Raw genomic sequence first — 20,009 nt, forward strand, 5'->3', positions numbered from 1 at the left:
CACGCCCTCATGATCGTGCTGAATCCCTGAAGTAGTGGCCTCGTGTTCGCCAGTTCGCCGCGAGGCCACTACTCCGATGTTCGAGCGTGATCATGCCCCCTCAGCGGTCGGCGAGCACCGTGCGCAGGGTCTTCGCGAACTCCTCCGGGTGGACCATGAACCCGCCGTGGTCGCCCGGGAACTCCGCCGGCGGGGTGCCGAGCAGGTCGGCGAGCGCGTGCGACGTACGCCAGGTGAGCAGTCGGGTCGACCCGACCCCGACGCCGACGACCACGCGGGCCGGGCCGGCGGTCAACGCGGCGACGTCGGGCCGCCAGCGGGTGGTGCCGCGCAGCTCGTGGGCGAAGAAGCGGGCGCTGTCGGCCAGGTCCTGGGCGGACGGCTCGCCCGGGGGCATCTCGTCCTCGCCGTACCCGGCGTGGGCCATGAAGGCCCGGAACGCCGCACCCACTCCTTCCGTCCGGTGCAGCTCGATCATGTGGTCGACGGCGGCGCGCTGCTCCGCCACGTCGGGCAGCAGCTCCAGCAGGGGCGGCTCGTGGGCGACGAGCGTGCGGACCCGGCCCGGGTGGCGCTGCACCAGCGCGAGGCCGGTGACCGCGCCGCCGCTGCTGCCCAGCACGTCGGCGTCGGCGGCGCCGAGCGCGTCCAGCAGGGCGGCCACGTCGTCGGCGCGCAGCTGCGGTGTCGAGTCCTGCTCGGGGTCGTCGACGGTGCTGCCGGCGATGCCGCGCGGGTCGTGGGTCACCACGGTGTGGTCGGCGGCGAGCGCGTCGGCCAGCGCCGCGAACGGCGCCGCGGCCATCGGCGCGCCCATGACCAGCAACAGCGGACCGGAGCCCCGCACCTCGTAGCGCAACCGTGCGCCCGGCACGTCCAGGGTGTGGGTGGTCGTCATGTCGGTCTCCTCGCGTCGGTCGGTCGTCACAGGTACCGACGGTGACCACCCGACGAACTCATCGCTCCCCGGCGAGCGACTTCACGAAGACCTGCTCGGTCTTGACCCCTCGGAATCCGCGTCCCCGGTAGAAGGCGTGCGCCGCGTTCCGTTCGCTGCCGGAGAGCACCTGCGCCGTCGTGAGCCCCCGGTCGCGCGCCCACTCCTCGGCGGCGGTCACCAGCGCGCCGCCCTCGCCGGACCCCCGCCGGTCGGCGGCGACCAGGCCGACGATCTCGAGCCGGTCACCGTGCACCAGGCTCGGGCCGTGCCGTGCCGGGCGCGCAGCCAGCCGGTCACCCGCTTTCCCTCGACCGACACGAGCACGACGTGCCCGGGCGGCAGGGCGGCAAGCCGGCGGTGGACGTCGTCGGTCTCCGCCGGGTAGCCGAGTTCGCCGATCAGGGCGGTGACCGCCGGCGCCCCCCGGCGCGGCACCCGGACCCCTAGGATCCCGTTGTCGCACCGCTCGACCGATGGGAGTCCCGTGCCACGACGGAGGGCCGTTCTCGCCCTGACCGTGCTGCTGGTCGCCGGTTGCGGTGGCGGCGAGCCGGGCCGGCCGCCGGCTGCGGCCCCGGTGTGGCAGACCGCCGCCCCGGGCGCCCCGACCACGCCGACCGCGCTGACACCGGCCGAGGCCAAGAGCCGCTACCTGGCGATCGTGGCGCCGTACAACACGGCGCTCGAGGAGCTGGAGGATGCGGTCAACTCCGGGAAGCCGTGGCGGACGGTCCGGACACTGGCCGCCGAGGAGGCCGGCAGGGTCCGTGCCGCGCTCGGGCTGCCCGCCTACCGGAAGGGCTGACCGCCGGGCGGCCTCACGCCCATTCGCCGACGAAGAGCGGCGCGACCGGACGCTCCCGGCGCCCGATCCGCAGATCCCCGAAGATCGTGCTCCGCTCCGCCCGCTCGACCTCCGCGTCCAGGTCGATCCGCAGTTCCTCGGAGGCGTCGTGGGCCGCGCCGATCAGCACGATCTCGGTCCCCGGGTGGTCGAGGAAACCGGGCGGGTCGACCGGGGCGAACCGGCGGCCGTGGAACCGGCGTTGCAGTGCGGCGGGCAGCTTGACCTTCCGGGCGCCGCGAAGACCCACCCCGGGCGGCGAGGGCGCCTCGGGGTTCTTCACCGTGACGATGTAGCTCGCCTCCGACTCGATGCTGAGGCCGTGCTGTGCCGGGCCGGGGCGCAACGGCAGTTCCAGCTCGTACGCGAGGTGGGTGTGGTCGTCGTGCCGGGCGATGACGTACGCGCCCTCCGCCGCGGGCCGGGCGGGCGGCTGCTCCCGCCCGCCGCGGGTCTTCGTCCGGTACTCACGCGCCCGCAGGGTCTCGTGCAGCTGCTCGGGCCGGTCCACCACCTCGTCGACGAACGCCCAGAACCGGTCGTGCTCGTCGATGCCCGGCAGCCGCTTGCGCCCGACCACGAGCAGCCGCAGGTGCCGCCCCTGCCACGGATGCATGATCACCAGTAGCCGCTGCACCTCCGCCAGGGAGTCGACGTGCTCCTCCTGCACCCGCGGGCGGTAGAGGAAGTAGATGTCCCCGTCCTCAAGCAGTTCGGCCACCCGCCGCGGGTACCCGAAAAAGCCGCGGGAATCCGCCCGGTCCCGGTCCCGTGGCCGCCCGGCGTGGCGCACCACGTCGCCAAGATTCGGCAGGTGAGCGGGTGGGTACCGAGTGCGGGTGACTTCTCCACGCCCCGACGACGCTGCCGCCGCCCCCGAGCCGACCGCCCCCGAGCCGACCGCCACCCCCGCTGAGCCGAAGCGGCGGCGGCGCCGCAAGGTCACGATCATCCTGGCCGTGCTCGCGCTCCTGCTCGGCAGCGGTCTCCTCGGCGGGGCTTACTACGTCGACAGCGTGCCCACGCCGACGGACCTGAAACTGCCGGAGTCCACGACCGTCTACTTCGCCGACGGCCGCACCCCGCTGGCGAAGCTGGGCACGGAGAACCGGACGATCGTGCCCTTCGAGCAGATGAACGACTCCGCCAAGCAGGCGATCGTGGCGGCCGAGGACCGCACGTTCTGGACCAACGAGGGCATCGACTTCGCCGGCGTGCTCCGCGCCGCCTGGGCCAACGTCACGGGCGGCCAGCGCCAGGGTGCGTCGACGATCACCCAGCAGTACGCCCGGGTCGCGGCAGACCTCAAGGGCGTCACGTACTCCCGTAAGGCCCGCGAGGCGGTCATGGCGTGGAAGCTCGACGACACGTACAGCAAGGAGGAGATCCTCGGCTTCTACCTGAACACGGTGCCGTTCGGTCGCGGCGCGTACGGCGTCGAGGCGGCCGCGCAGACGTACTTCGGCAAGACGGTGCGCCGCGACGCGCCGGCGGAGAAGCAGCTGACCGTCGCGGAGGCGATGGTGCTCTGCGCGATGGTGAAGCAGCCGGAGGCCAACCCGGACGACCCCGAGGGCCAGCCCGGTTACGACCCGCAGCGCAGCCCCACCGCCCGGCAGAACTCGATCGACCGGTGGAACTACATCCGCGACGGCATGGTGGAGCTGGGGTACCTGTCGCCGGACGAGGCGGCCGACCTGGCGTATCCCGACACGGTGAAGCCCATCGAGGCCACCGCCGACCGGTCCGGGCTCGACCGGCCGACCGGCCTGGTGGTCAACCACGTGCTCAGCGAGCTGCGACAGTCCGAGCCGTTCAAGGACAAGCCGGCCGACTACGTCGGCAGTTCATGAAGGAGGCGACGGCCGCGCTGAAGCTCGACCCGGACAAGTACCGCTTCCCGGAGCCGAAGTTCCCGGACGACGACGCGCCGTCGTCGCCCACCGCCTCGGCGCAGCCCGAGCGGACGGCAGCGGAGCCGACTCCGACGACCGCGCGGCCGACGCCCACGGCGACCCGGCCGACCTGCGATCCGGAGCGCTGTGCCACCGCGAGCCCGACCGGTGGTCCGAAGCCGACCAGGACGCCGTCCGGTCCACCGAAGCCGAGCCCGTCGCTGACCCTGGAGCCGTCGCGCACGCGGGCGCCGGGCTGACGGCCGGCCTCCGCACCGCCGCACCGGGAGGCGGCTCCCCCACGCCCCCGTGTCCCTGATGCCGGTCCCGGCCACCCACCGTGGGTGTGGCCCGTAGCAGGATGGGCCCGTGCCACCCGCCACGGAACCCGAGCTCTACGTGAACCTGCTGGTCACCGACCGCGCGTACGCCGGGCACGGGATCGGTGGCCGGTTGCTCGCCCACGCGGCGGACCTGGCCCGCGAGCGGCGCCTCGACCTGCTGCGGGTCGACTGCTACGCCGGCGGCGACGGCGCGCTGGTGCGCTGGTACGAGCGGCAGGGCTTCACCCGCACCGAGACGTTCACCGTGGAGCGGCCGGGCCGCGAGCCCTGGCCGGGCCAGGTGCTGGCCCGGCGGCTGGGCTGAGTCAGCCGATCTCCTCGTCCACGAAGCACCACCGCCAGGACTCGCCGGGCTCGATCGAGCGCATCACCGGGTGCCCGGCACTCTCGAAGTGCTTGCTGGCGTGCTGCTGCGGCGAGGAGTCGCAACAGCCGACGTGCCCGCAGCTGAGGCAGGAGCGCAGGTGCACCCAGTAGTCGTTGCCGATGGCCACGCAGTCCGGACAGGTGTCCGTGGTCTGCGGCGGCACCTCGCCGGCCTCCGTCAGGTGGGCACAGCTCATTCGACGACCTCCCGCCGCAGCAACGACTCCTCCAGGTCCAGGTCTCGATAGGCCCGCACCAGCACCTCCTCGGGGATCCGGCCGGCGTCCCGGGCGGCCCGGAACACCTCCCGCTCGGCGTCGATCATCTCCTGCCGCAGCCGACCGTACGCCTGTGACGGCGTCTCCCGCGCAGCACCGCCCAACTGCTCCCACGCCAGGTTGGTGCGGTGGTCGACCAGGTCCCGCAGACGGTCCACGACCGCCGGCGGGGCGGAGCCGGCGAGCGCGTCGAGACGCTCCCGCGCGGCGCGGCTGGCCCGCTGCTGCACCCCGGCCGCCGAGAGCGCGTCCTGCACCGGGTCGTCCGGCGGCAGCTTCAGCCAACGGGCCACCATCGGCAGGGTGGCGCCCTGCCCGACCAGGCTCACCACGATCACCGCGAACGCGAGCCAGATGAACAGGCCCCGCGGGTAGGGCTCCCCGCCGGCGAGGGTGAGCGGGAGGGCGAGCGCGGCGGCGAGGGTGACCACCCCACGCATGCCGGCCCAGGCGATGACGACCGGGAACCGGACCGGCGGCGCGGGGTCGCGGCGACGCACCCCGGGCATCAGGCGCACCAGGTACGTCGCCGGGAAGACCCAGAGGAACCGGGTGAGGAAGACCGTCACCAGGACCGCCGCGGTGATGCCGGCGACGAAGCCGAGGGGGCGGTCGATGTCCCGCAGCACCTCCGGCAGTTGCAGCCCCACCAGCAGGAAGACCAGTCCCTCCAGCAGGAACCGGACCAGCCGCCAGAACGCGCCCACCTGGAGCCGGGAGGCCGCCGACATGAGCCGGGGCAGCTTGTGCCCGAGCGCCAGCCCGGTCACCACCACCGCGACCACGGCGGAGGCGTGGATCTCCTCGGCGGCGAAGGCCACCACGAACGGGATGATCAGCGACAGCGCGTTGTCCAGCAACGGGTCGGCGATCCGCTTGTGCAGGAAGCTGAAGACGACCGCGCCCAGTGCGCCGATCAGCAGGCCGCCAACGGTGGCGGTGACGATCTCCTTGGTCACCTCGGCCAACCCGACCGCCGCGCCCACCGTGGCCATTCCCGCGATCCGCAGCAGCACCAGCGCGGTGGCGTCGTTGAGCAGGCTCTCGCCCTCCAGGATCGTCACGACGCGGCGCGGCAGGCCGATGCGCCGGGCCACGGCGGTCGCGGCGATCGCGTCCGGCGGCGCCACCACCGCGCCCAGCGCCACGCACACCGCGAACGGCACCCCCGGCAGCAGCAGGTGGACGACGAGCCCGACGGCGAACGCCGTGAACACCACCAGCCCGACGGCGAGCAGCAGGATGGGACGCAGGTTGAGCCGGAACGCCGGGACCGAGGTGTCCAGCGCCGCGATGTAGAGCAGCGGCGGCAGGATGCCCACCAGCACCAGCTCCGGGTCGAGCCGGACCTCCGGGAAGCCCGGCACGTAGGAGAGCACGAGGCCGAGCACCACCAGCAGGATCGGGGCGAGCAGTCCCAGCCGGCGGGCCAGGGCCGCACCGAGCGTCGCGATCGCCAGGAAGACGACGACCTCGAAGAGAGCCTCCATGGCGTACGAGCCTAGGTCGGCCCCCGGCCGTCCCGATCAACCGGTACGCAGTTTCGGCAGCACCTCCGTGCCGAAGGCGTCGATGAACGCCCGCTGCTCCTGTCCCACGTGGTGCAGGGCGATCTGGTCGAAACCGAGGTCGACGTACTCCTCCAGCCAGCCGACGTGCCGGCCCAGGTCGGCCGAGACGTTGACGACGTCGTGCACCTTCGCCGTCGGCACGTCGGCGGACACCACGTCGAAGTGGTCGACCAGCTCCAGGTCCCAGCAGACCGGCGGGGCGAACACGTTGCTGCGCCACTGGTCGTACGCGATCGCCTCGGCCTCGGCCTGCTCGGGCGCCCAGCTCACGTGCACCTGGAGGTGCAGGGGGCCGCGCCCGCCGGCGTCCCGGTACGCGTCGATCATGCGCCGCAGATGGTCGGCCGGCGCGTTGACGGTGATCAGCCCGTCGGCCCACTCCGCGCACCAGCGTGCGGTCTCGACGCTGACCGCCGCGCCGATCAGCGGCGGCGGCTCCTCCGGTCGGGTCCACAGCCGCGCCCGGTCGACCCGGACCAGGCCGTCGTGGCTGACCTCCTCGCCGGCGAGCAGCGCGCGGATCACGTCGACGCATTCGCGCAGCCGCGCGGCACGGACGTCCTTGCGGGGCCAGCCGTCGCCGGTGATGTGCTCGTTGCTCGCCTCGCCGGTGCCGAGGGCGGCCCAGAAACGGCCCGGGTACATGGCGGCGAGGGTGCCGACGGCCTGGGCGATGATCGCCGGGTGGTACCGCTGCCCGGGCGCGTTGACCACGCCGAAGGACAGGTTGGTGGCCTGGAGGGCGGCGCCGAGCCAGGACCAGGCGAACCCGGACTGGCCCTGGCGGGCGCTCCACGGGGAGAAGTGGTCCGAGGACATCGCCGCGCCGAACCCGGCCCGCTCCGCGTGGACCACCGCGTCCAGCAGGGCGCGGGGGTGGATCTGCTCGTGGGACGCGTGGAACCCGAACACCGTCATGGCGTCGTTCCGTACCCACCGCGCCCGGACGGTAAGCAGGGGAACTCGTCGACGCCCCGCGTCACTCGGCGTGCGCGCCCGCCGAGGCGGTGCTTCCGCCCTCGCCGCCCACCCACACGGTCTTGATGTTGCAGAACTCGCGCATGCCGAGCGCCGACAGCTCCCGCCCGTACCCGGAGTTCTTCACGCCGCCGAACGGCAGGTCCGGAAACGAGGTGGTCATGCCGTTGACGAAGACGTTGCCGGCGTCCAGGTCGACCGCGAACCGCTCCTGCTCCCGCGCGTCCCGCGTCCAGGCGTTGGAGCCCAGGCCGAACGAGGTGCCGTTGGCGACCTCGATCGCCTCCTCGTACGACGAGACGCGGAAGAGGCCGGCGACCGGCCCGAAGACCTCCTCGGTCCACATGCGCATCTCCGGCGTCAGGCCGGTGACCACGGTGGGTGGGTAGTACCAGCCTTCCCCCGCCGGCTTCCCGCCGCCGCAGAGGACCGTCGCGCCCCGGTCGACGGCGTCGCGGACCTGGGCGTCGATCTCGTCGCGGCCGCCATCGCTGGCCAGCGGCCCGACGTCGGTGGCGTCGTCCATCGGGTCGCCGACCCGCAGGGCGGACATCCGCGCCGCGAACCGCTCGGCGAAGGCGTCGAACACGTCGGTGTGGACGATGAAGCGCTTCGCGGCGATGCAGGACTGGCCGTTGTTCTGGCAGCGGGCGGTGGTGGCGACCTCGGCGGCCCGGTCCAGGTCGGCCGAGGGCATCACCACGAACGGGTCGGAGCCGCCGAGTTCCAGCACCGTCTTCTTCAGTTCCCGGCCGGCGATCTGCGCGATCGAGCGGCCGGCGCGCTCGCTGCCGGTGAGCGTGGCGGCCCGCACCCGGGGGTCGCTGAGGACCATGTCGACGGCGTCGGAGCCGACCAGCAGCGTGGTGAACGCCCCTTCGGGGAAGCCGGCGCGGCGGAACAGGTCCTCCAGCAGCAGGGCGGTCTGCGGCACGTTGGAGGCGTGCTTGAGCAGGCCGGTGTTGCCGGCCATCAACGCCGGGGCGGCGAAGCGCATCACCTGCCACAGCGGGAAGTTCCAGGGCATGACCGCGAGCACCGGCCCGATCGGCTGGTACCGGACGAACGCCCGCGCCGCCTTCACCGCCGTCGCGTCGGCGGGCTCGTCGGCGAGGAACTCGGCGGCCTTCGCCGCGTAGAAGCGGCAAGCGGTGGCGCACTTGGTCACCTCGGCCTGCGACGCCGCGTACGTCTTGCCCATCTCCGTGGTCATCAGCCGCGCGGTCTCGTCACGCTCGGCCTCCAGCAGGTCGGCGGCGGCGGTGAGCCACCGGCCGCGCTGCTCGACGGTGGTGTCGCGCAACTGCCGGTACGCGAGGTCCGCCCGCCCGATCGCGGCGTCGACCTGCTCCGGCGACATCGCGTCGTACGTCTTGAGCGTCTGTCCGGTGGCGGGGTTGACGGTGGCGATGGGCATTTCGTACTCCTGTCACTCGAACAGTGAGTGCCGCGCGCCCGGCTCCTCCCCGCGGCGGGCGGCACGACGGCGCTGGATGATCACCAGGTCGACCACGGCGACCACCGCGAAGATCGCGCAGACGACGCCCAGCCACACCACGTCGGCCCGGAACGCCAGCACGGCGAAGATCGCCATGGTGACCAGGCCGAAGGCGGCGAGCACCAGGCGGAGGTTGAGCGCGCTGTAGGCGTGGCCGACCGTGCCACGGGCGCGCCGGGGCTGCGATCTCGTCATCACCCCGACCTACCCGCCCACACCGCGCTTAACCCGCGCGTCCGCGGCGTTCCGGAGGATGGTGTCCCCGCGCCCGGGTATTCCGTGCCGGACGCGGCGTCCGCGTGGGCCCCGTCACGGGCCTCGTGGGTTGCGTTACACCACCCCCTCGTGACCCGTCCGACCCGGGCGACGGCAGGGAGCATGGAGGGCATGACCATGACCCACGCGATGCCGGTGACCGTCGCGATCGCGCGACGGACCGACCCCGCCCGCACCGACGAGATGGTGGCGTGGATGCGCGCCGGCACCGCGCTCGCCGAGGCGTTCCCCGGGTTCCTCGGCGCCGGGTGGGTCCGCAGCGCCCCCGGATCCGGCGAGTGGCACATGCTCTACCGGTTCGCCGACCACGAGACCCTGCGGCGCTGGGAGGAGTCGCCGCAGCGGCACTGGTGGCTGGCCTCCGCGCAGGGCATCGTCGAGCACACCCGGGTCGAGCGGCGGACGGGGATCGAGGGCTGGTTCGAGCCGCCGCGGGAGCCTGTCGTCGAGCCGGTGAGCGCGGAGCCGACCGTCCCGCCGCCGTCGCCGCCGCGCTGGAAGCAGGCCGTCACGATCTGGCTGGCGTTCTTCCCGCTCAGCCTCACCGCGACGCTGCTGACCAGCACGTTCATCCCGGGCGTGCCGCTGGCGGTGCGCGTACTGATCATGACGCTGACGCTGACGCCGCTGATGACGTACCTGGTGCTGCCCCGGATCACCCGGGCGCTCGGCTGGTGGCTGCACGGGCAGCGGGCACCCCGGCGCATACCACGCTGAGCGGGACGGCGGCACCGCTCTGCCGCATACCCGACACCATCGGATGACCCCACCGGCCCGCGCCATAGAGTTACCGCGCCGTCGCTCTCCGCTCCGCTTGGCCGACTGGGGAAGTCATGCCTCGACGCTGGGTCGCCGCCGTCGCCTGCCTGCTCGCGCTGGCCGCTCTCGCCTGCGAGGAGGGGGGCGAGGCGGCACCTCGCCCCACCCGCGGGTCGACCGCCCCCGGCACGGGCGGGATCGCCGCCCTCGGCGACTCGATCACCACCGGCTTCGGCTCCTGCCTGGTGCTCACCTCGTGCCAGCGCAACTCCTGGTCGACCGGGGACAGCCTGCGGGTGGACAGCCACTACCGCCGGCTGCTCGACCAGGAGCCCGCGCTGCGCGGCCGGGCCTACAACCACGCCCGGCCGGGCGCCCGGGCCGAGGCGCTCGCCGCGCAGGCCGAGCGGGCGGCCCGGGACAAGCCGGACCGGGTGACCGTCCTCATCGGCGCGAACGACGTCTGCCGGGGCGGCGTGGAGGCGATGACCCCGGTGAAACGGTTCCGCGCCGAGATCGACCGGGGGCTGCGGGTGCTCCGCACGGAACGGCCGAAGGCGCGGGTGCTGGTGGTCAGCCTCCCGGACCTGTACCGGCTGTGGGAGGTCGGGCACACCGACGAGCGGGCCGTACGGGCCTGGCGCCGGGGGATCTGCCCCGCGCTGCTGGCCAACCCCACCTCGACCGACCCGCTGGACCGGGCCCGCCGGGCCGCGGTGCGGGAGCGGATCGCCGACTACAACGCCCAGCTCGCCGGCGCGTGCAAGGCGTACGGCTCCCGCTGCCGGTACGACGGCGGGGCCGCCCACCGGGTGCGGTTCACCCTCGACCTGGTGAACCCGCTGGACTGGTTCCACCCCAACGCCGCCGGGCAGGACAAGCTCGCCGAGGTCACCTGGCGGGCGTGGGGGCGGGCGACCTGAGGGCGGCCGGGCTCACCCGTGACGCTGTTCCGGCAGACCACCGCCGCCGTGCTGCCGGTACAGGGCGCGGGACCGCGCCGCGAGGTCCTTCGTGGCCGAGGAGTTGGCCCAGGTGCCGAGGATGATGGCCGCCCCCGGCACCACCTTCGCGAACATCCGCTTCGCCGCCCGTACGCCGGCCATCTGGGCCAGCCGGACGCCGAGCCGCAGCATCACCCGGCCGAGCGGGGCCTGCCCGCCGGAACCGAAGAGCGCCCCGGCGCGTTCCCGGCCGGCGGCCACCCCGAGCGCCAGGCGGGCGCTCTGGGCGACCTTGTGCACCTTCTGCAACACCAGCAGGTCGGTGGCGCGGTCGGTGTGGGTGGCGTCCACGCCGTACGCGGCGGCGATGTGCAGCACCATCCGGGCCTGCGTCCAGGCCAGCACGCCCACGTCGATCACCGCGCCGGGCAGCCCGGCCGCGCCGGAGACCGCGCCGGAGAGCCGCGCGTGGTTGACGAACTTGCGGACCGCCTGCTCGGCCAGGACCTCGGCGGACACCCCGGGCTGCTCGGCCCGGGCCCGCTCCGCCCACTGCGCCGCCTCCGGGCCGAGCCGGCGCACCGCCTCCAGAGCGAGGTGCTCCGGGGCGTACTGCGGGTCCTCCCGCATCCGGTCCCAGAGCCCAGCGGGCGGAGCCTCCGGAACACCGGGCGGCGCCGGTGCCGCCGTCGGGGTCGGGGCCGCGGGCGGCTGCGGCGGGAGGGCGACGGGCTGGCCGTCGGTGGGCACGGCATCGGTCACGAGGGTCTCCCGAGGGGTGGCCTGAGGTGGGACGTCGGGGGTCAGCGGCGGTGCTGGAGCTTGGCGGCGAGGCCCTTCAGCTTCTGCTGCGTGGACGGCTTGGCCAGCTCCCGGCGACCCCGCTCGATCAACTGCTGCCCCTTGGGCGAGCGCAGGAACGTGCTGATCCGGTGCATGAGAGACATCTCGTCCTCCTGTCGTGCTGCCTGTATCCATGTGTACCTCGCAGCGACAACATCTGTACCCGGGTTGCCCGACCGACAACCGTCCACTGTGGCGGGAGCGTACAGTCCAGGTCGGCGAAGATCACCACTGTCGTCCGTTCGGCGGATATCCACGTCCGCTATCCGGTCACCACCGGGCGGTGGACGGCCGCCCGGTGGCAATCCGGGAGGGGTACGGAGGAATGCATCAGGATGGCGGGTACGTTCCCCCAACCGGGTGCCGTCCGCGAGCGGCGACCCGTAGGCACGTCCCAGGGAGGTCCGCACCGGTGCTCGACCCACACGAGCTCTACGAACTCGCCGACGATCTGCCCGACCTCGGTCAGCCGGTCCTGATCCAGGCGCTGTCCGGCTTCGTCGACGCCGGCAACGCCACCCGGCTCGCCCGTGAGCAGCTGCTCACGTCCCTCGACGCGCGGCCGATCGCCCGGTTCGACCTGGACCAGCTCTTCGACTACCGCTCACGCCGGCCGGTGATGACCTTCGTCGAGGACCACTGGGAGTCGTGCGACGCCCCGGCGCTGGAGCTGCACCTGCTCCACGACGACGACGAGACCCCGTTCCTGCTGCTCACCGGACCCGAGCCGGACCTGCAGTGGGAGCGTTTCGTCGCGGCCGTCGCCGGGCTCTCCGCGCGGCTGGACGTCCGGCTGACGGTCGGCCTGAACGCCATTCCGATGGCGGTCCCCCACACCCGCCCCACCGGCGTCACGGCGCACGCCACCCGGCGCGAACTCATCGCCGGCTACGAGCCGTGGCTCCAGCGGGTGCAGGTGCCGGGCAGCGTGGGCCACCTGCTGGAGTACCGGCTCGGCGAGCAGGGCCGGGACGCGCTCGGCTTCGCCGCCCACGTGCCGCACTACGTGGCCCAGACCGAGTACCCGGCGGCCGCCGAGGTGCTCCTCGCCTCGGTCTCCCGCAGCACCGGGCTGCTCCTGCCCCGCGACGGGCTGCGGGCCGCGGCCGAGGTGGTGCGGGTCGAGATCGACCGGCAGGTCGCCCAGACCGAGGACGCCGCCGGGCTGGTCCACGCCCTGGAGGAGCAGTACGACGCGTTCGCCCGCGGTCGCGGCGAGAAGAACCTGCTCGCCCCCGAGGCCGGTTCCCTGCCGACCGCCGACGAGCTCGGCGCCGAACTGGAACGCTTCCTGGCCGAGCAGACCCGCCCGAACGACACACCGGGCAGCTGAGCCGTCAGGAAGGGCCCCTTCCCAGCGCCTGGCGCACAGGAAGGGGCCCTTCTTGACGCCCGCGTGCCCCGGCCCCGCGACACGCCCCCGGCCGGGCGGCGGGCCGGCCGCGGATCAGGCAGGCTGGAGACATGCGCCTGGCGACGTGGAACGTCAACTCCGTGAAGGCCCGCCTGCCCCGGCTGCTCGACTGGCTGGCCGGCACGAAGCCCGACGTCGTCTGCCTCCAGGAGACGAAGTGCCCGGACGGGGCGTTCCCGGTGGCCGAGGTCGGCGAGCTGGGCTACACGGTGGCCAGCCACAGCGACGGCCGGTGGAACGGTGTCGCCATCCTGTCCCGGGTCGGCCTGGCCGACGTGACCGTCGGGTTCCCCGGCGAGCCCGGCTTCCCCGACCCGGAGGCCCGTGCCCTCTCCGCCACCTGCGACGGGCTGCGGGTCTGGTCGGTGTACGTCCCGAACGGCCGCACGCCGGAGGACCCGCACTACACGTACAAGCTGGCCTGGCTCGCGGCCCTGCGGGACGCGCTGGAGGTCGAGCTGACCGGGGCGCTGCCGGTGGCGGTCTGCGGCGACTTCAACGTGGCCCCCACCGACGCGGACGTGTGGGACCCGGCGCTGTTCACCCACTCCACCCACGTCACGCCCGCCGAGCGCGCCGCCCTCGCCGCGCTGCGGGACCTGGGCCTCGCCGACGTGGTGCCGACCCCGATGAAGGGCCCGCACCCGTTCACGTACTGGGACTACCGGGCCGGGATGTTCCACCAGAACAAGGGCATGCGGATCGACCTGGTGTACGCCTCGGCGCCGTTCGTCCGCGCGGTCCGCTCGGCGTACGTGGACCGGGAGGCCCGCAAGGGCAAGGGCCCGTCCGACCACGCCCCGATCGTCGTCGACGCCGATCTGGTGCCAGCCGTCGAGTCGTTCTGACCCGTCCGGGCGAACGGCCGCACGTGTCCGGACGCCGGCCCGCGTGACGTCCGGGGCCGCCCGGCCACGCGCCGTGACGTCCCGGCACGGCCTAGGGTGGAGCCATGGCAGTCGTGAAGATCAACGCAATCGACGTCCCGCCGGGAGCCGGTGAGGAGCTGGAGAAGCGCTTCGCCGCACGGGCCGGCGCGGTGGAGAACTCCCCGGGCTTCCTCGGCTTCGAGCTGCTGCGCCCGGTCGCCGGCGAGAACCGGTACTTCGTCTACACCCGCTGGGAGAGCGAGGAGGCGTACCAGGCCTGGGCCGCCGGCCCCTCCCGCGCCGCCCACGCCACGCCCCCGGGCGAGCAACCCCGCAAGCCGGTCGCCTCCGGCGCCACCCTGCTGGAGTTCGAGGTGGTCCAGTCCGTCCCACCCCGCGCCTGACGCCCCGCACCCACCCACCCACCCGCCAACGTCGATCATGACGTCAGCGGGCCGTCATGCCCGCTTCTCACCCGCTAACGTCATGATCGACGGAATGTGGATCACGGGTTTCGCGAGGTGGTCATCGTGGCGAAGGCGATGACGTTGTCGGCGTAGCCGGTGCGGCCACCGACCCAGTCGCCGCCGCAGGTGATCAGGCGCAGGCCGGGCGGACCCTCGTCGCGGTAGACCCGGTCGGCGGGGAGCCGGTCCTTCGGGAAGTGCTCCACCGAGTCCACCCGGAACACCACCACCGAGTCGTCGGCGCGGGTCACCTCGATCGTGTCCCCGGGACGCAGCTTGTGCAGGTCGTGGAAGACCGACGGGCCGCGTTTGGTGTCGACGTGGCCGACGATGACCGCCCAGCCCGGCTCCCCGGGGGTCGGGCCGCGGTCGTACCAGCCGGTCTCCTCGGCACGTTCCAGCGGCGGTACGGCGATCGAGCCGTCCCGGGCCTGGCCCACCGGCTCGACCGGGGCCGACACCTCGATGGCGGGTACGGCCAGGCGGACCGGCCGACTCGCGCCCAGGCCACCACGCTCGCCACGGGCCGCCCGGTCGGCGTTCGCCGTGGTGGCCCAGTCCAGCGGACCGACGGTGCGTCCGAGCCCGGCGCCGGTCGCGAAGACCCCGACCAGCACCAGCACGACCGCCAGCGGAATCGACCACGGCGACCGGCGGGCCGTACGCGCGGCCGGCCGGGAGGCGGAGGAGGTGGCCATGATCGTGGTCAGCGTCGGGCGGCGCCACGCGGCCGACGGGTGGACACCAACCACACCACCAGGCCGGTCACCGTCAGAGCGACCCCACCCGGGAGCAGCAGCCCGCCCGCCGCGTCACCGGCCGCGCCGCCGAACCCGGTGGCCGGGCCACGACTGGGCCGGACCGACTTCACGACCTGGAGCATCGTCGACGCGCTCTCGCCGCCCGGGCACTCCAGCTTGACCCGGTAGTTCCCGGGCAGCGTGCGCTCCCGCACCATCGGCGTCGCCGTCAGAAACCCGCGCTGCGGCTGCACCTGGACGCGCCCGAACGCGTCGGACCAGACCACCGCCGGGATCGAGTTGTCGTGGCAGCTCGCCCGGATGCCCACCAGGAAGCCGGGCTGGACGGTGCTCGGGCTCACCTCGACGAAGACGCTCGGCGGCTGCGGCTGCGGCGCGCCCGAGGGCGCCGGCGCGGCGACCGGAACGGCCCGCGCGCCCGCCGGACGGGCGGCCTGCGGGCCGGTGAGCGGACGGCCGTCGGGCAGCGCGGCACGGGTCAGGCTGGCGGTGCGCGGCGGGGCGGCCGCGGCGGGCGCGCCGGCGAGCAGTGGGGCCGCGGCCGCGGCGAGCAGCGGCCCGGCGATCGCGGCAAGGATCGAGAGCGCGAGGTTTCCGCGGGTCACCGCCACCACAACCCCCTCCCGGCGCAGCGGCCGGGCACCACAGACGCCCGGTCTGCCGTACGGGTAGATCCTTCCATCCCCCGTCGTACATCACATCCGGTGCGGCCCGGTCCTCGCGTACGCTCGGATCGCTGTGACCGCCACCGACTTCCCCGCCACCGCCCCCGCGCGGAGCGTCCGCACCTTCCACCCGCGTCGCGGCCGGATGACCGCCCGCCAGACCGCGGCGCTGGAGCGGCTCTGGCCGGTCCACGGCCTGGACGTCCCCGACGTGCCCGGCACTCCGGTGGACCCGGCCCGCCTGTTCCCCCGGCGGGCCCCGCTGGTGCTGGAGATCGGTTCCGGGATGGGCGACACCACCGCCGCGATGGCCGCCGCCGACCCGGATCGAGACTATCTGGCGGTCGAGGTGCACACGCCCGGAATCGCCAACCTCCTGGACCTGGTGGAACGGCACGGGCTGGGCAACGTCCGGGTGGCCCGCGGTGACGCGTTGGACCTGGTCAGCGGCCTGGCCGAGGCATCGCTGGACGCGGTGCACGTCTTCTTCCCGGACCCGTGGCCGAAGTCGCGGCACCACAAGCGGCGGATCATCCAGCCGGCCCACGTGGCGCTGCTGCGCTCCCGGCTCGTCCCCGGCGGGACGCTGCACTGCGCGACGGACTGGGCCGAGTACGCCGACGCGATGCGGGAGACGCTGGACGCCGACCCGGGGCTGGTGAACGCCCACGACGGCTTCGCCCCGCGCCCCGCGCACCGGCCGGTGACGAAGTTCGAGCGGCGCGCCCTGACGGCCGGCCGCCCGGTCACGGACCTGATCTACCGCCGCCGCTGATCAACCCCCGCCGTGAGGCCGGCCGAGGCCGGCTGACCGGCGTCCTGAGGCGGGCTGACCGGCGCCCGGACGCCCGGCGGCGCCGGTCGGCGCGGGCGGTGCCGTGTCCGCGTCACGGCCCCGGTTGGCGCGTGAGGCCATGATCCAGGCACCATGGACGCGCCATGACACTCACCGCCGCGCTGCCCAGGACCGCCGACCCCGACACCCTCTACGACGCGTTCGCCGGCTGGGCGAAGGAGCGCGGCCTCGACCTCTACCCCCACCAGGAGGAGGCGGTCATCGAGATCGTCTCCGGCGCGAACGTGATCATGAACACGCCGACCGGCTCCGGCAAGAGCCTGGTCGCGATCGCGGCGCACTTCGCCGCCCTCGCCGACGAGCGGACGACCTTCTACACCGCCCCGATCAAGGCCCTGGTGTCGGAGAAGTTCTTCGCGCTGTGCGAGGTGTTCGGCGCCGACAACGTCGGCATGCTCACCGGTGACGCCAGCGTCAACCCGGACGCCCCGGTCATCTGCTGCACGGCGGAGATCCTGGCCAACCTGGCGCTGCGCGAGGGCGCCCGGGCCGACGTCGGCCAGGTGATCATGGACGAGTTCCACTTCTACGCCGAGCCGGACCGCGGCTGGGCGTGGCAGGTGCCGCTGATCGAGCTGCCGCAGGCGCAGTTCGTGCTGATGTCCGCGACGCTCGGCGACACCACCCGCTTCGTCGACGACCTGACCCGGCGCACCGGCCGGCCGACCGCCGTCGTCCGCTCGGCCGAGCGGCCGGTCCCGCTCCTCTTCTCGTACGCGATGACGCCGCTGCACGAGACCCTGGAGGAGCTGCTGGAGACCAAGCAGGCCCCGGTGTACGTCGTGCACTTCACCCAGGCCGCCGCGCTGGAACGCGCCCAGGCGCTGATGAGCGTGAACGTCTGCACCCGCGCCGAGAAGGACATGATCGCGGCGGCGATCGGGAACTTCCGGTTCACGTCCGGCTTCGGGAAGACGCTGTCCCGGCTGGTCCGGCACGGCATCGGAGTGCACCACGCGGGCATGCTGCCCAAGTACCGCCGGCTCGTCGAGACGCTCGCCCAGGCCGGCCTGCTCAAGGTCATCTGCGGGACGGACACCCTCGGGGTCGGCATCAACGTGCCGATCCGCACCGTGCTGTTCACCGGCCTGTCGAAGTACGACGGGGTGCGGACCCGGCTGCTCAAGGCCCGCGAGTTCCACCAGATCGCCGGCCGTGCCGGGCGGGCCGGCTTCGACACCCTCGGCCGGGTGGTCGTCCAGGCACCCGAGCACGTCATCGAGAACGAGAAGGCCCTCGCCAAGGCCGGCGACGACCCGAAGAAGCGCCGCAAGGTGGTCAAGAAGAAGCCGCCGGAGGGCTCGATCGGCTGGGGCGAACCGACGTTCCAGCGCCTGGTCGAGGCCGAGCCCGAGCCGCTGACCTCCAGCTTCCAGGTCAGCCACTCGATGCTGCTCAACGTCATCGGCCGGCCCGGCGACGCGTTCGCGGCGATGCGGCACCTGCTCACCGACAACCACGAGGACCGGGCCGCCCAGCGGCGGCACATCCGCCGAGCCATCGCCATCTACCGGGCCCTGCGCGCCGGTGGTGTGGTCGAGGAACTGCCCGAGCCGGACGAGACCGGGCGGCGGGTCCGGCTGACCGTCGACCTCCAGCTCGACTTCGCGCTCAACCAGCCGCTGTCGCCGCTCGCCCTCGCGGCCGTCGAGCTGCTCGACCGCGAGTCCCCGTCCTACGCGTTGGACGTCGTCAGCGTGATCGAGTCGATCCTCGACGACCCCCGCCAGGTGCTCTCCGCGCAGCAGTTCAAGGCCCGCGGCGAGGCGGTCGCCGCGATGAAGGCCGAGGGCATCGAGTACGAGGCCCGCCTCGAACTGCTCGACGAGGTGACCTGGCCCAAGCCGCTCGCCGAACTGCTGGAGAGCGCGTACGAGATGTACCGGCAGGGCCACCCCTGGGTCGCCGACCACCAGCTCTCCCCCAAGTCGGTCGTCCGCGACATGTACGAGCGGGCGATGACCTTCACCGAGTACGTGCAGTTCTACGGGCTGTCCCGCTCCGAGGGTCTGGTGCTGCGGTACCTCGCCGACGCGTACAAGGCGCTGCGGCAGACCGTTCCCGAGGACGCCAGGACCGAGGAGCTGGTGGACCTCATCGAGTGGCTGGGCGAGCTGGTCCGCCAGGTCGACTCCAGCCTCATCGACGAGTGGGAGCGGCTGCGCAACCCGTCCGACGTCGAGGAGGTCGCCGCGGCGCTGGACGACCGGCCGGCGGCGGTGACCCGCAACGCGCGGGCGTTCCGGGTGCTGGTGCGCAACGCCCTGTTCCGCCGGGTGGAGCTGGCCGCCCTGCGCCGGTGGGATCTCCTCGGTGAGCTCGACGCCGGCGCCGGCTGGGACGCCGACGCGTGGGCGGACGCGCTGGAGCCGTACTTCGAGACGTACGACTCGATCGGGGTCGGGCCGGACGCGCGCGGACCGGCGCTGCTGATGATCGAGCAGGGCCGCTCGACCTGGACGGTGCGGCAGATCCTCGACGACCCCGAGGGCGACCACGACTGGGGCATCAGCGCCGAGGTGGACCTCGCAGCCTCCGACGAGGCGGGCGCCGCCGTCGTGCGGATCACCTCGGTGGGACAGCTCTAGATTTTTCGTACGCGGGCCGCCCGGGATGTCCGGGCGGCCCTTTTCGCACCCTGGGCGATGTCAGCCCCGTCGATTAGAATGTATGTACTAATCGAGCTGCTGACCTGGGAGGATGCTCGTGACCGCGCCCACCTCCGCCACCCCGCTCGCCCCCTACGCCACGCTCCTCGGCTTCACCCGCTACGTGGACCGCACCGGCCCGACCAAGGCCACCTTCGTCGGTGGCCTGCGCAAGCAGCGGGCCAGCCGCTCCGGCTTCAACCCGCACGGGCAGTTCGTCAAGGCGCTCAAGGCCGACATCGCCTTCCACACCGGCGGCACCCACCTCGACGCGGTGGCCGATGCCGTCAAGCCCCGCTGGCGCCCGCTCTACCAGGCGCTCGTGCCGGGCGCGACGGCCTGGCTGCGCTCCCTGGGCGAACCACGGTCGGTCGACCTGGCCCAGACCCGCGACGCCCTGGCCCTTCTCGGCGACCTCCCGGTGAAGATCAACCCGCACTTCGGCGTACGCCACGCCGACGGCCGCGCCGAGGCGGTCCGCCTGCACTTCGACGAGGCCCCGCCCAGCGACGAGGCGGTGCTCGCCACCCTGCACCTGATGGCCCGCCACATGGACGCGGTGCTGCCGCACGCCGAGCCGGTCCTGGTCGACGTGCGCCGGGGCCGGGCCCACCACATGCCGGCGGCCGCGAAGCCGGAGGAGATCGAACGCTGGCTGGCCGGCGAAGCCGCCGCCTTCCGCTCCCTCTGGACCACCGCCGCCTAACCGCACCCACGCCCAGTCGGGGCGAGGGCACCCCGCCGCAGGCGCCCTGCCGGCGCCGGCAAGATCACGCTCGATCCTTGATGTAGT

The 20,009-nt window shown here is 73.6% G+C and carries 25 protein-coding genes; 12 read left to right on the forward strand and 13 right to left on the reverse strand.

Annotated elements, in window-relative coordinates; translation table 11 throughout:
- Positions 1-100 precede the first annotated feature (100 nt).
- The 3 genes from HCJ94_RS11235 to HCJ94_RS11245 are packed head-to-tail and all read right to left on the reverse strand — an operon-like array spanning position 101 to position 1,375.
- The gene (locus HCJ94_RS11235; RefSeq protein WP_168000931.1) at positions 101-898 is read right to left on the reverse strand and encodes an alpha/beta fold hydrolase; all 798 of its coding nucleotides are present in this window, start codon (positions 896-898) and stop codon (positions 101-103) included.
- A gap of 58 nt (positions 899-956) precedes the next feature.
- Positions 957-1,118, reverse strand: a complete 162-nt coding sequence (locus tag HCJ94_RS11240) for an N-acetyltransferase (protein WP_309227220.1) — start codon at positions 1,116-1,118, stop codon at positions 957-959.
- A complete protein-coding gene (locus HCJ94_RS11245) occupies positions 1,115-1,375 on the reverse strand; it encodes a type 1 glutamine amidotransferase family protein (RefSeq protein WP_168000894.1) in 261 nt (86 codons plus the stop codon). The genes HCJ94_RS11240 and HCJ94_RS11245 overlap by 4 nt, the downstream gene beginning before the upstream one ends.
- 49 nt (positions 1,376-1,424) lie before the next feature.
- Between HCJ94_RS11245 and HCJ94_RS11250 the strand changes: the two genes are divergently transcribed.
- Positions 1,425-1,745, forward strand: a complete 321-nt coding sequence (locus tag HCJ94_RS11250; protein WP_168000933.1) for a hypothetical protein — start codon at positions 1,425-1,427, stop codon at positions 1,743-1,745.
- 13 nt (positions 1,746-1,758) lie between these two features.
- On the opposite strand, the gene HCJ94_RS11255 is transcribed toward HCJ94_RS11250, so the two are convergent.
- The gene (locus HCJ94_RS11255; protein WP_168000934.1) at positions 1,759-2,505 is read right to left on the reverse strand and encodes a hypothetical protein; all 747 of its coding nucleotides are present in this window, start codon (positions 2,503-2,505) and stop codon (positions 1,759-1,761) included.
- Positions 2,506-2,623: 118 nt separating this feature from the next.
- On the opposite strand from HCJ94_RS11255, the gene HCJ94_RS11260 reads away from it, so the two are divergent.
- The 3 genes from HCJ94_RS11260 (at position 2,624) to HCJ94_RS11270 (ending at position 4,327) form a co-directional block, all read left to right on the forward strand.
- On the forward strand, positions 2,624-3,637 hold the full coding sequence (locus HCJ94_RS11260) for a transglycosylase domain-containing protein (RefSeq protein WP_309227221.1): 1,014 nt from the start codon (positions 2,624-2,626) through the stop codon (positions 3,635-3,637).
- Complete coding sequence (locus tag HCJ94_RS11265) at positions 3,634-3,939, forward strand: hypothetical protein (protein ID WP_168000935.1); 306 nt, start codon at positions 3,634-3,636, stop codon at positions 3,937-3,939. Before HCJ94_RS11260 ends, HCJ94_RS11265 begins: the two co-directional genes overlap by 4 nt.
- A 109-nt stretch (positions 3,940-4,048) precedes the next feature.
- Positions 4,049-4,327, forward strand: a complete 279-nt coding sequence (locus HCJ94_RS11270) for a GNAT family N-acetyltransferase (RefSeq protein ID WP_168000936.1) — start codon at positions 4,049-4,051, stop codon at positions 4,325-4,327.
- A 1-nt stretch (position 4,328) separates the two neighbouring features.
- Here HCJ94_RS11270 and HCJ94_RS11275 read toward each other — a convergent pair whose 3' ends face one another.
- From HCJ94_RS11275 to HCJ94_RS11295, 5 genes are all read right to left on the reverse strand, one after another.
- Positions 4,329-4,586: a UBP-type zinc finger domain-containing protein gene (locus HCJ94_RS11275; RefSeq protein WP_168000937.1), complete on the reverse strand. Its 258-nt coding sequence runs from the start codon at positions 4,584-4,586 to the stop codon at positions 4,329-4,331.
- On the reverse strand, positions 4,583-6,157 hold the full coding sequence (locus tag HCJ94_RS11280) for a Na+/H+ antiporter (RefSeq protein ID WP_168000938.1): 1,575 nt from the start codon (positions 6,155-6,157) through the stop codon (positions 4,583-4,585). The genes HCJ94_RS11275 and HCJ94_RS11280 overlap by 4 nt, the downstream gene beginning before the upstream one ends.
- A 36-nt stretch (positions 6,158-6,193) precedes the next feature.
- Entirely contained in the window at positions 6,194-7,156 is a 963-nt protein-coding gene (locus HCJ94_RS11285; protein WP_168000939.1) for a TIGR03885 family FMN-dependent LLM class oxidoreductase, read from the reverse strand.
- A gap of 61 nt (positions 7,157-7,217) precedes the next feature.
- Positions 7,218-8,633 (reverse strand): NADP-dependent succinic semialdehyde dehydrogenase, encoded by a 1,416-nt coding sequence (locus HCJ94_RS11290; RefSeq protein WP_168000940.1) that lies wholly within the window; start codon positions 8,631-8,633, stop codon positions 7,218-7,220.
- A gap of 12 nt (positions 8,634-8,645) precedes the next feature.
- Entirely contained in the window at positions 8,646-8,909 is a 264-nt protein-coding gene (locus HCJ94_RS11295; protein WP_168000941.1) for a DUF6343 family protein, read from the reverse strand.
- A gap of 192 nt (positions 8,910-9,101) precedes the next feature.
- On the opposite strand from HCJ94_RS11295, the gene HCJ94_RS11300 reads away from it, so the two are divergent.
- A complete protein-coding gene (locus HCJ94_RS11300; protein ID WP_168000942.1) occupies positions 9,102-9,707 on the forward strand; it encodes an antibiotic biosynthesis monooxygenase in 606 nt (201 codons plus the stop codon).
- Positions 9,708-9,823: 116 nt separating this feature from the next.
- Positions 9,824-10,672 (forward strand): GDSL-type esterase/lipase family protein, encoded by an 849-nt coding sequence (locus HCJ94_RS11305; protein WP_168000943.1) that lies wholly within the window; start codon positions 9,824-9,826, stop codon positions 10,670-10,672.
- Positions 10,673-10,684: 12 nt separating this feature from the next.
- Here HCJ94_RS11305 and HCJ94_RS11310 read toward each other — a convergent pair whose 3' ends face one another.
- Positions 10,685-11,455, reverse strand: coding sequence for an EcsC family protein (locus HCJ94_RS11310; RefSeq protein ID WP_168000944.1), 771 nt, complete (start codon positions 11,453-11,455; stop codon positions 10,685-10,687).
- Positions 11,456-11,496: 41 nt separating this feature from the next.
- Positions 11,497-11,640 (reverse strand): hypothetical protein, encoded by a 144-nt coding sequence (locus HCJ94_RS11315; RefSeq protein WP_168000945.1) that lies wholly within the window; start codon positions 11,638-11,640, stop codon positions 11,497-11,499.
- A gap of 308 nt (positions 11,641-11,948) precedes the next feature.
- Here HCJ94_RS11315 and HCJ94_RS11320 point away from each other — a divergent pair, with 308 nt between their 5' ends.
- The 3 genes from HCJ94_RS11320 (at position 11,949) to HCJ94_RS11330 (ending at position 14,223) form a co-directional block, all read left to right on the forward strand.
- Positions 11,949-12,869, forward strand: coding sequence for a proteasome assembly chaperone family protein (locus HCJ94_RS11320; protein WP_168000946.1), 921 nt, complete (start codon positions 11,949-11,951; stop codon positions 12,867-12,869).
- 131 nt (positions 12,870-13,000) lie between these two features.
- Positions 13,001-13,798, forward strand: coding sequence for an exodeoxyribonuclease III (locus HCJ94_RS11325; RefSeq protein WP_168000947.1), 798 nt, complete (start codon positions 13,001-13,003; stop codon positions 13,796-13,798).
- 104 nt (positions 13,799-13,902) lie between these two features.
- Positions 13,903-14,223, forward strand: a complete 321-nt coding sequence (locus HCJ94_RS11330; protein WP_155332901.1) for an antibiotic biosynthesis monooxygenase family protein — start codon at positions 13,903-13,905, stop codon at positions 14,221-14,223.
- A 101-nt stretch (positions 14,224-14,324) separates the two neighbouring features.
- Here HCJ94_RS11330 and HCJ94_RS11335 read toward each other — a convergent pair whose 3' ends face one another.
- Positions 14,325-14,984 (reverse strand): class F sortase, encoded by a 660-nt coding sequence (locus HCJ94_RS11335; RefSeq protein ID WP_168000948.1) that lies wholly within the window; start codon positions 14,982-14,984, stop codon positions 14,325-14,327.
- A gap of 8 nt (positions 14,985-14,992) precedes the next feature.
- Positions 14,993-15,661: a hypothetical protein gene (locus tag HCJ94_RS30080; protein WP_168000949.1), complete on the reverse strand. Its 669-nt coding sequence runs from the start codon at positions 15,659-15,661 to the stop codon at positions 14,993-14,995.
- 124 nt (positions 15,662-15,785) lie between these two features.
- Between HCJ94_RS30080 and trmB the strand changes: the two genes are divergently transcribed.
- The 3 genes from trmB (at position 15,786) to HCJ94_RS11355 (ending at position 19,922) form a co-directional block, all read left to right on the forward strand.
- Entirely contained in the window at positions 15,786-16,487 is a 702-nt protein-coding gene (trmB, locus tag HCJ94_RS11345) for a tRNA (guanosine(46)-N7)-methyltransferase TrmB (RefSeq protein WP_168000950.1), read from the forward strand.
- Positions 16,488-16,651: 164 nt separating this feature from the next.
- Entirely contained in the window at positions 16,652-19,156 is a 2,505-nt protein-coding gene (locus HCJ94_RS11350; protein WP_168000951.1) for a DEAD/DEAH box helicase, read from the forward strand.
- A 118-nt stretch (positions 19,157-19,274) separates the two neighbouring features.
- A complete protein-coding gene (locus HCJ94_RS11355; RefSeq protein ID WP_168000952.1) occupies positions 19,275-19,922 on the forward strand; it encodes a hypothetical protein in 648 nt (215 codons plus the stop codon).
- Positions 19,923-20,009: the final 87 nt, after the last annotated feature.

Source organism: Micromonospora thermarum (genome assembly GCF_012034245.1).
Taxonomy (GTDB): Bacteria; Actinomycetota; Actinomycetes; order Mycobacteriales; family Micromonosporaceae; genus Micromonospora; species Micromonospora thermarum.

What these genes read in the sequence shown, in the direction of transcription:
- HCJ94_RS11300 (WP_168000942.1), top strand. Translation starts at nt 9,102, where the DNA reads ATGACCATGACCCACGCGATGCCGGTGACCGTCGCGATCGCGCGACGG.
- HCJ94_RS11315 (WP_168000945.1), bottom strand. Translation starts at nt 11,640, where the DNA reads ATGTCTCTCATGCACCGGATCAGCACGTTCCTGCGCTCGCCCAAGGGG.
- HCJ94_RS11325 (WP_168000947.1), top strand. Translation starts at nt 13,001, where the DNA reads ATGCGCCTGGCGACGTGGAACGTCAACTCCGTGAAGGCCCGCCTGCCC.
- HCJ94_RS11350 (WP_168000951.1), top strand. Translation starts at nt 16,652, where the DNA reads ATGACACTCACCGCCGCGCTGCCCAGGACCGCCGACCCCGACACCCTC.
- HCJ94_RS11335 (WP_168000948.1), bottom strand. Translation starts at nt 14,984, where the DNA reads ATGGCCACCTCCTCCGCCTCCCGGCCGGCCGCGCGTACGGCCCGCCGG.
- HCJ94_RS11290 (WP_168000940.1), bottom strand. Translation starts at nt 8,633, where the DNA reads ATGCCCATCGCCACCGTCAACCCCGCCACCGGACAGACGCTCAAGACG.
- HCJ94_RS11305 (WP_168000943.1), top strand. Translation starts at nt 9,824, where the DNA reads ATGCCTCGACGCTGGGTCGCCGCCGTCGCCTGCCTGCTCGCGCTGGCC.
- HCJ94_RS11330 (WP_155332901.1), top strand. Translation starts at nt 13,903, where the DNA reads ATGGCAGTCGTGAAGATCAACGCAATCGACGTCCCGCCGGGAGCCGGT.
- HCJ94_RS11265 (WP_168000935.1), top strand. Translation starts at nt 3,634, where the DNA reads ATGAAGGAGGCGACGGCCGCGCTGAAGCTCGACCCGGACAAGTACCGC.
- HCJ94_RS11285 (WP_168000939.1), bottom strand. Translation starts at nt 7,156, where the DNA reads ATGACGGTGTTCGGGTTCCACGCGTCCCACGAGCAGATCCACCCCCGC.
- HCJ94_RS11280 (WP_168000938.1), bottom strand. Translation starts at nt 6,157, where the DNA reads ATGGAGGCTCTCTTCGAGGTCGTCGTCTTCCTGGCGATCGCGACGCTC.
- HCJ94_RS11235 (WP_168000931.1), bottom strand. Translation starts at nt 898, where the DNA reads ATGACGACCACCCACACCCTGGACGTGCCGGGCGCACGGTTGCGCTAC.
- HCJ94_RS11275 (WP_168000937.1), bottom strand. Translation starts at nt 4,586, where the DNA reads ATGAGCTGTGCCCACCTGACGGAGGCCGGCGAGGTGCCGCCGCAGACC.
- HCJ94_RS11295 (WP_168000941.1), bottom strand. Translation starts at nt 8,909, where the DNA reads ATGACGAGATCGCAGCCCCGGCGCGCCCGTGGCACGGTCGGCCACGCC.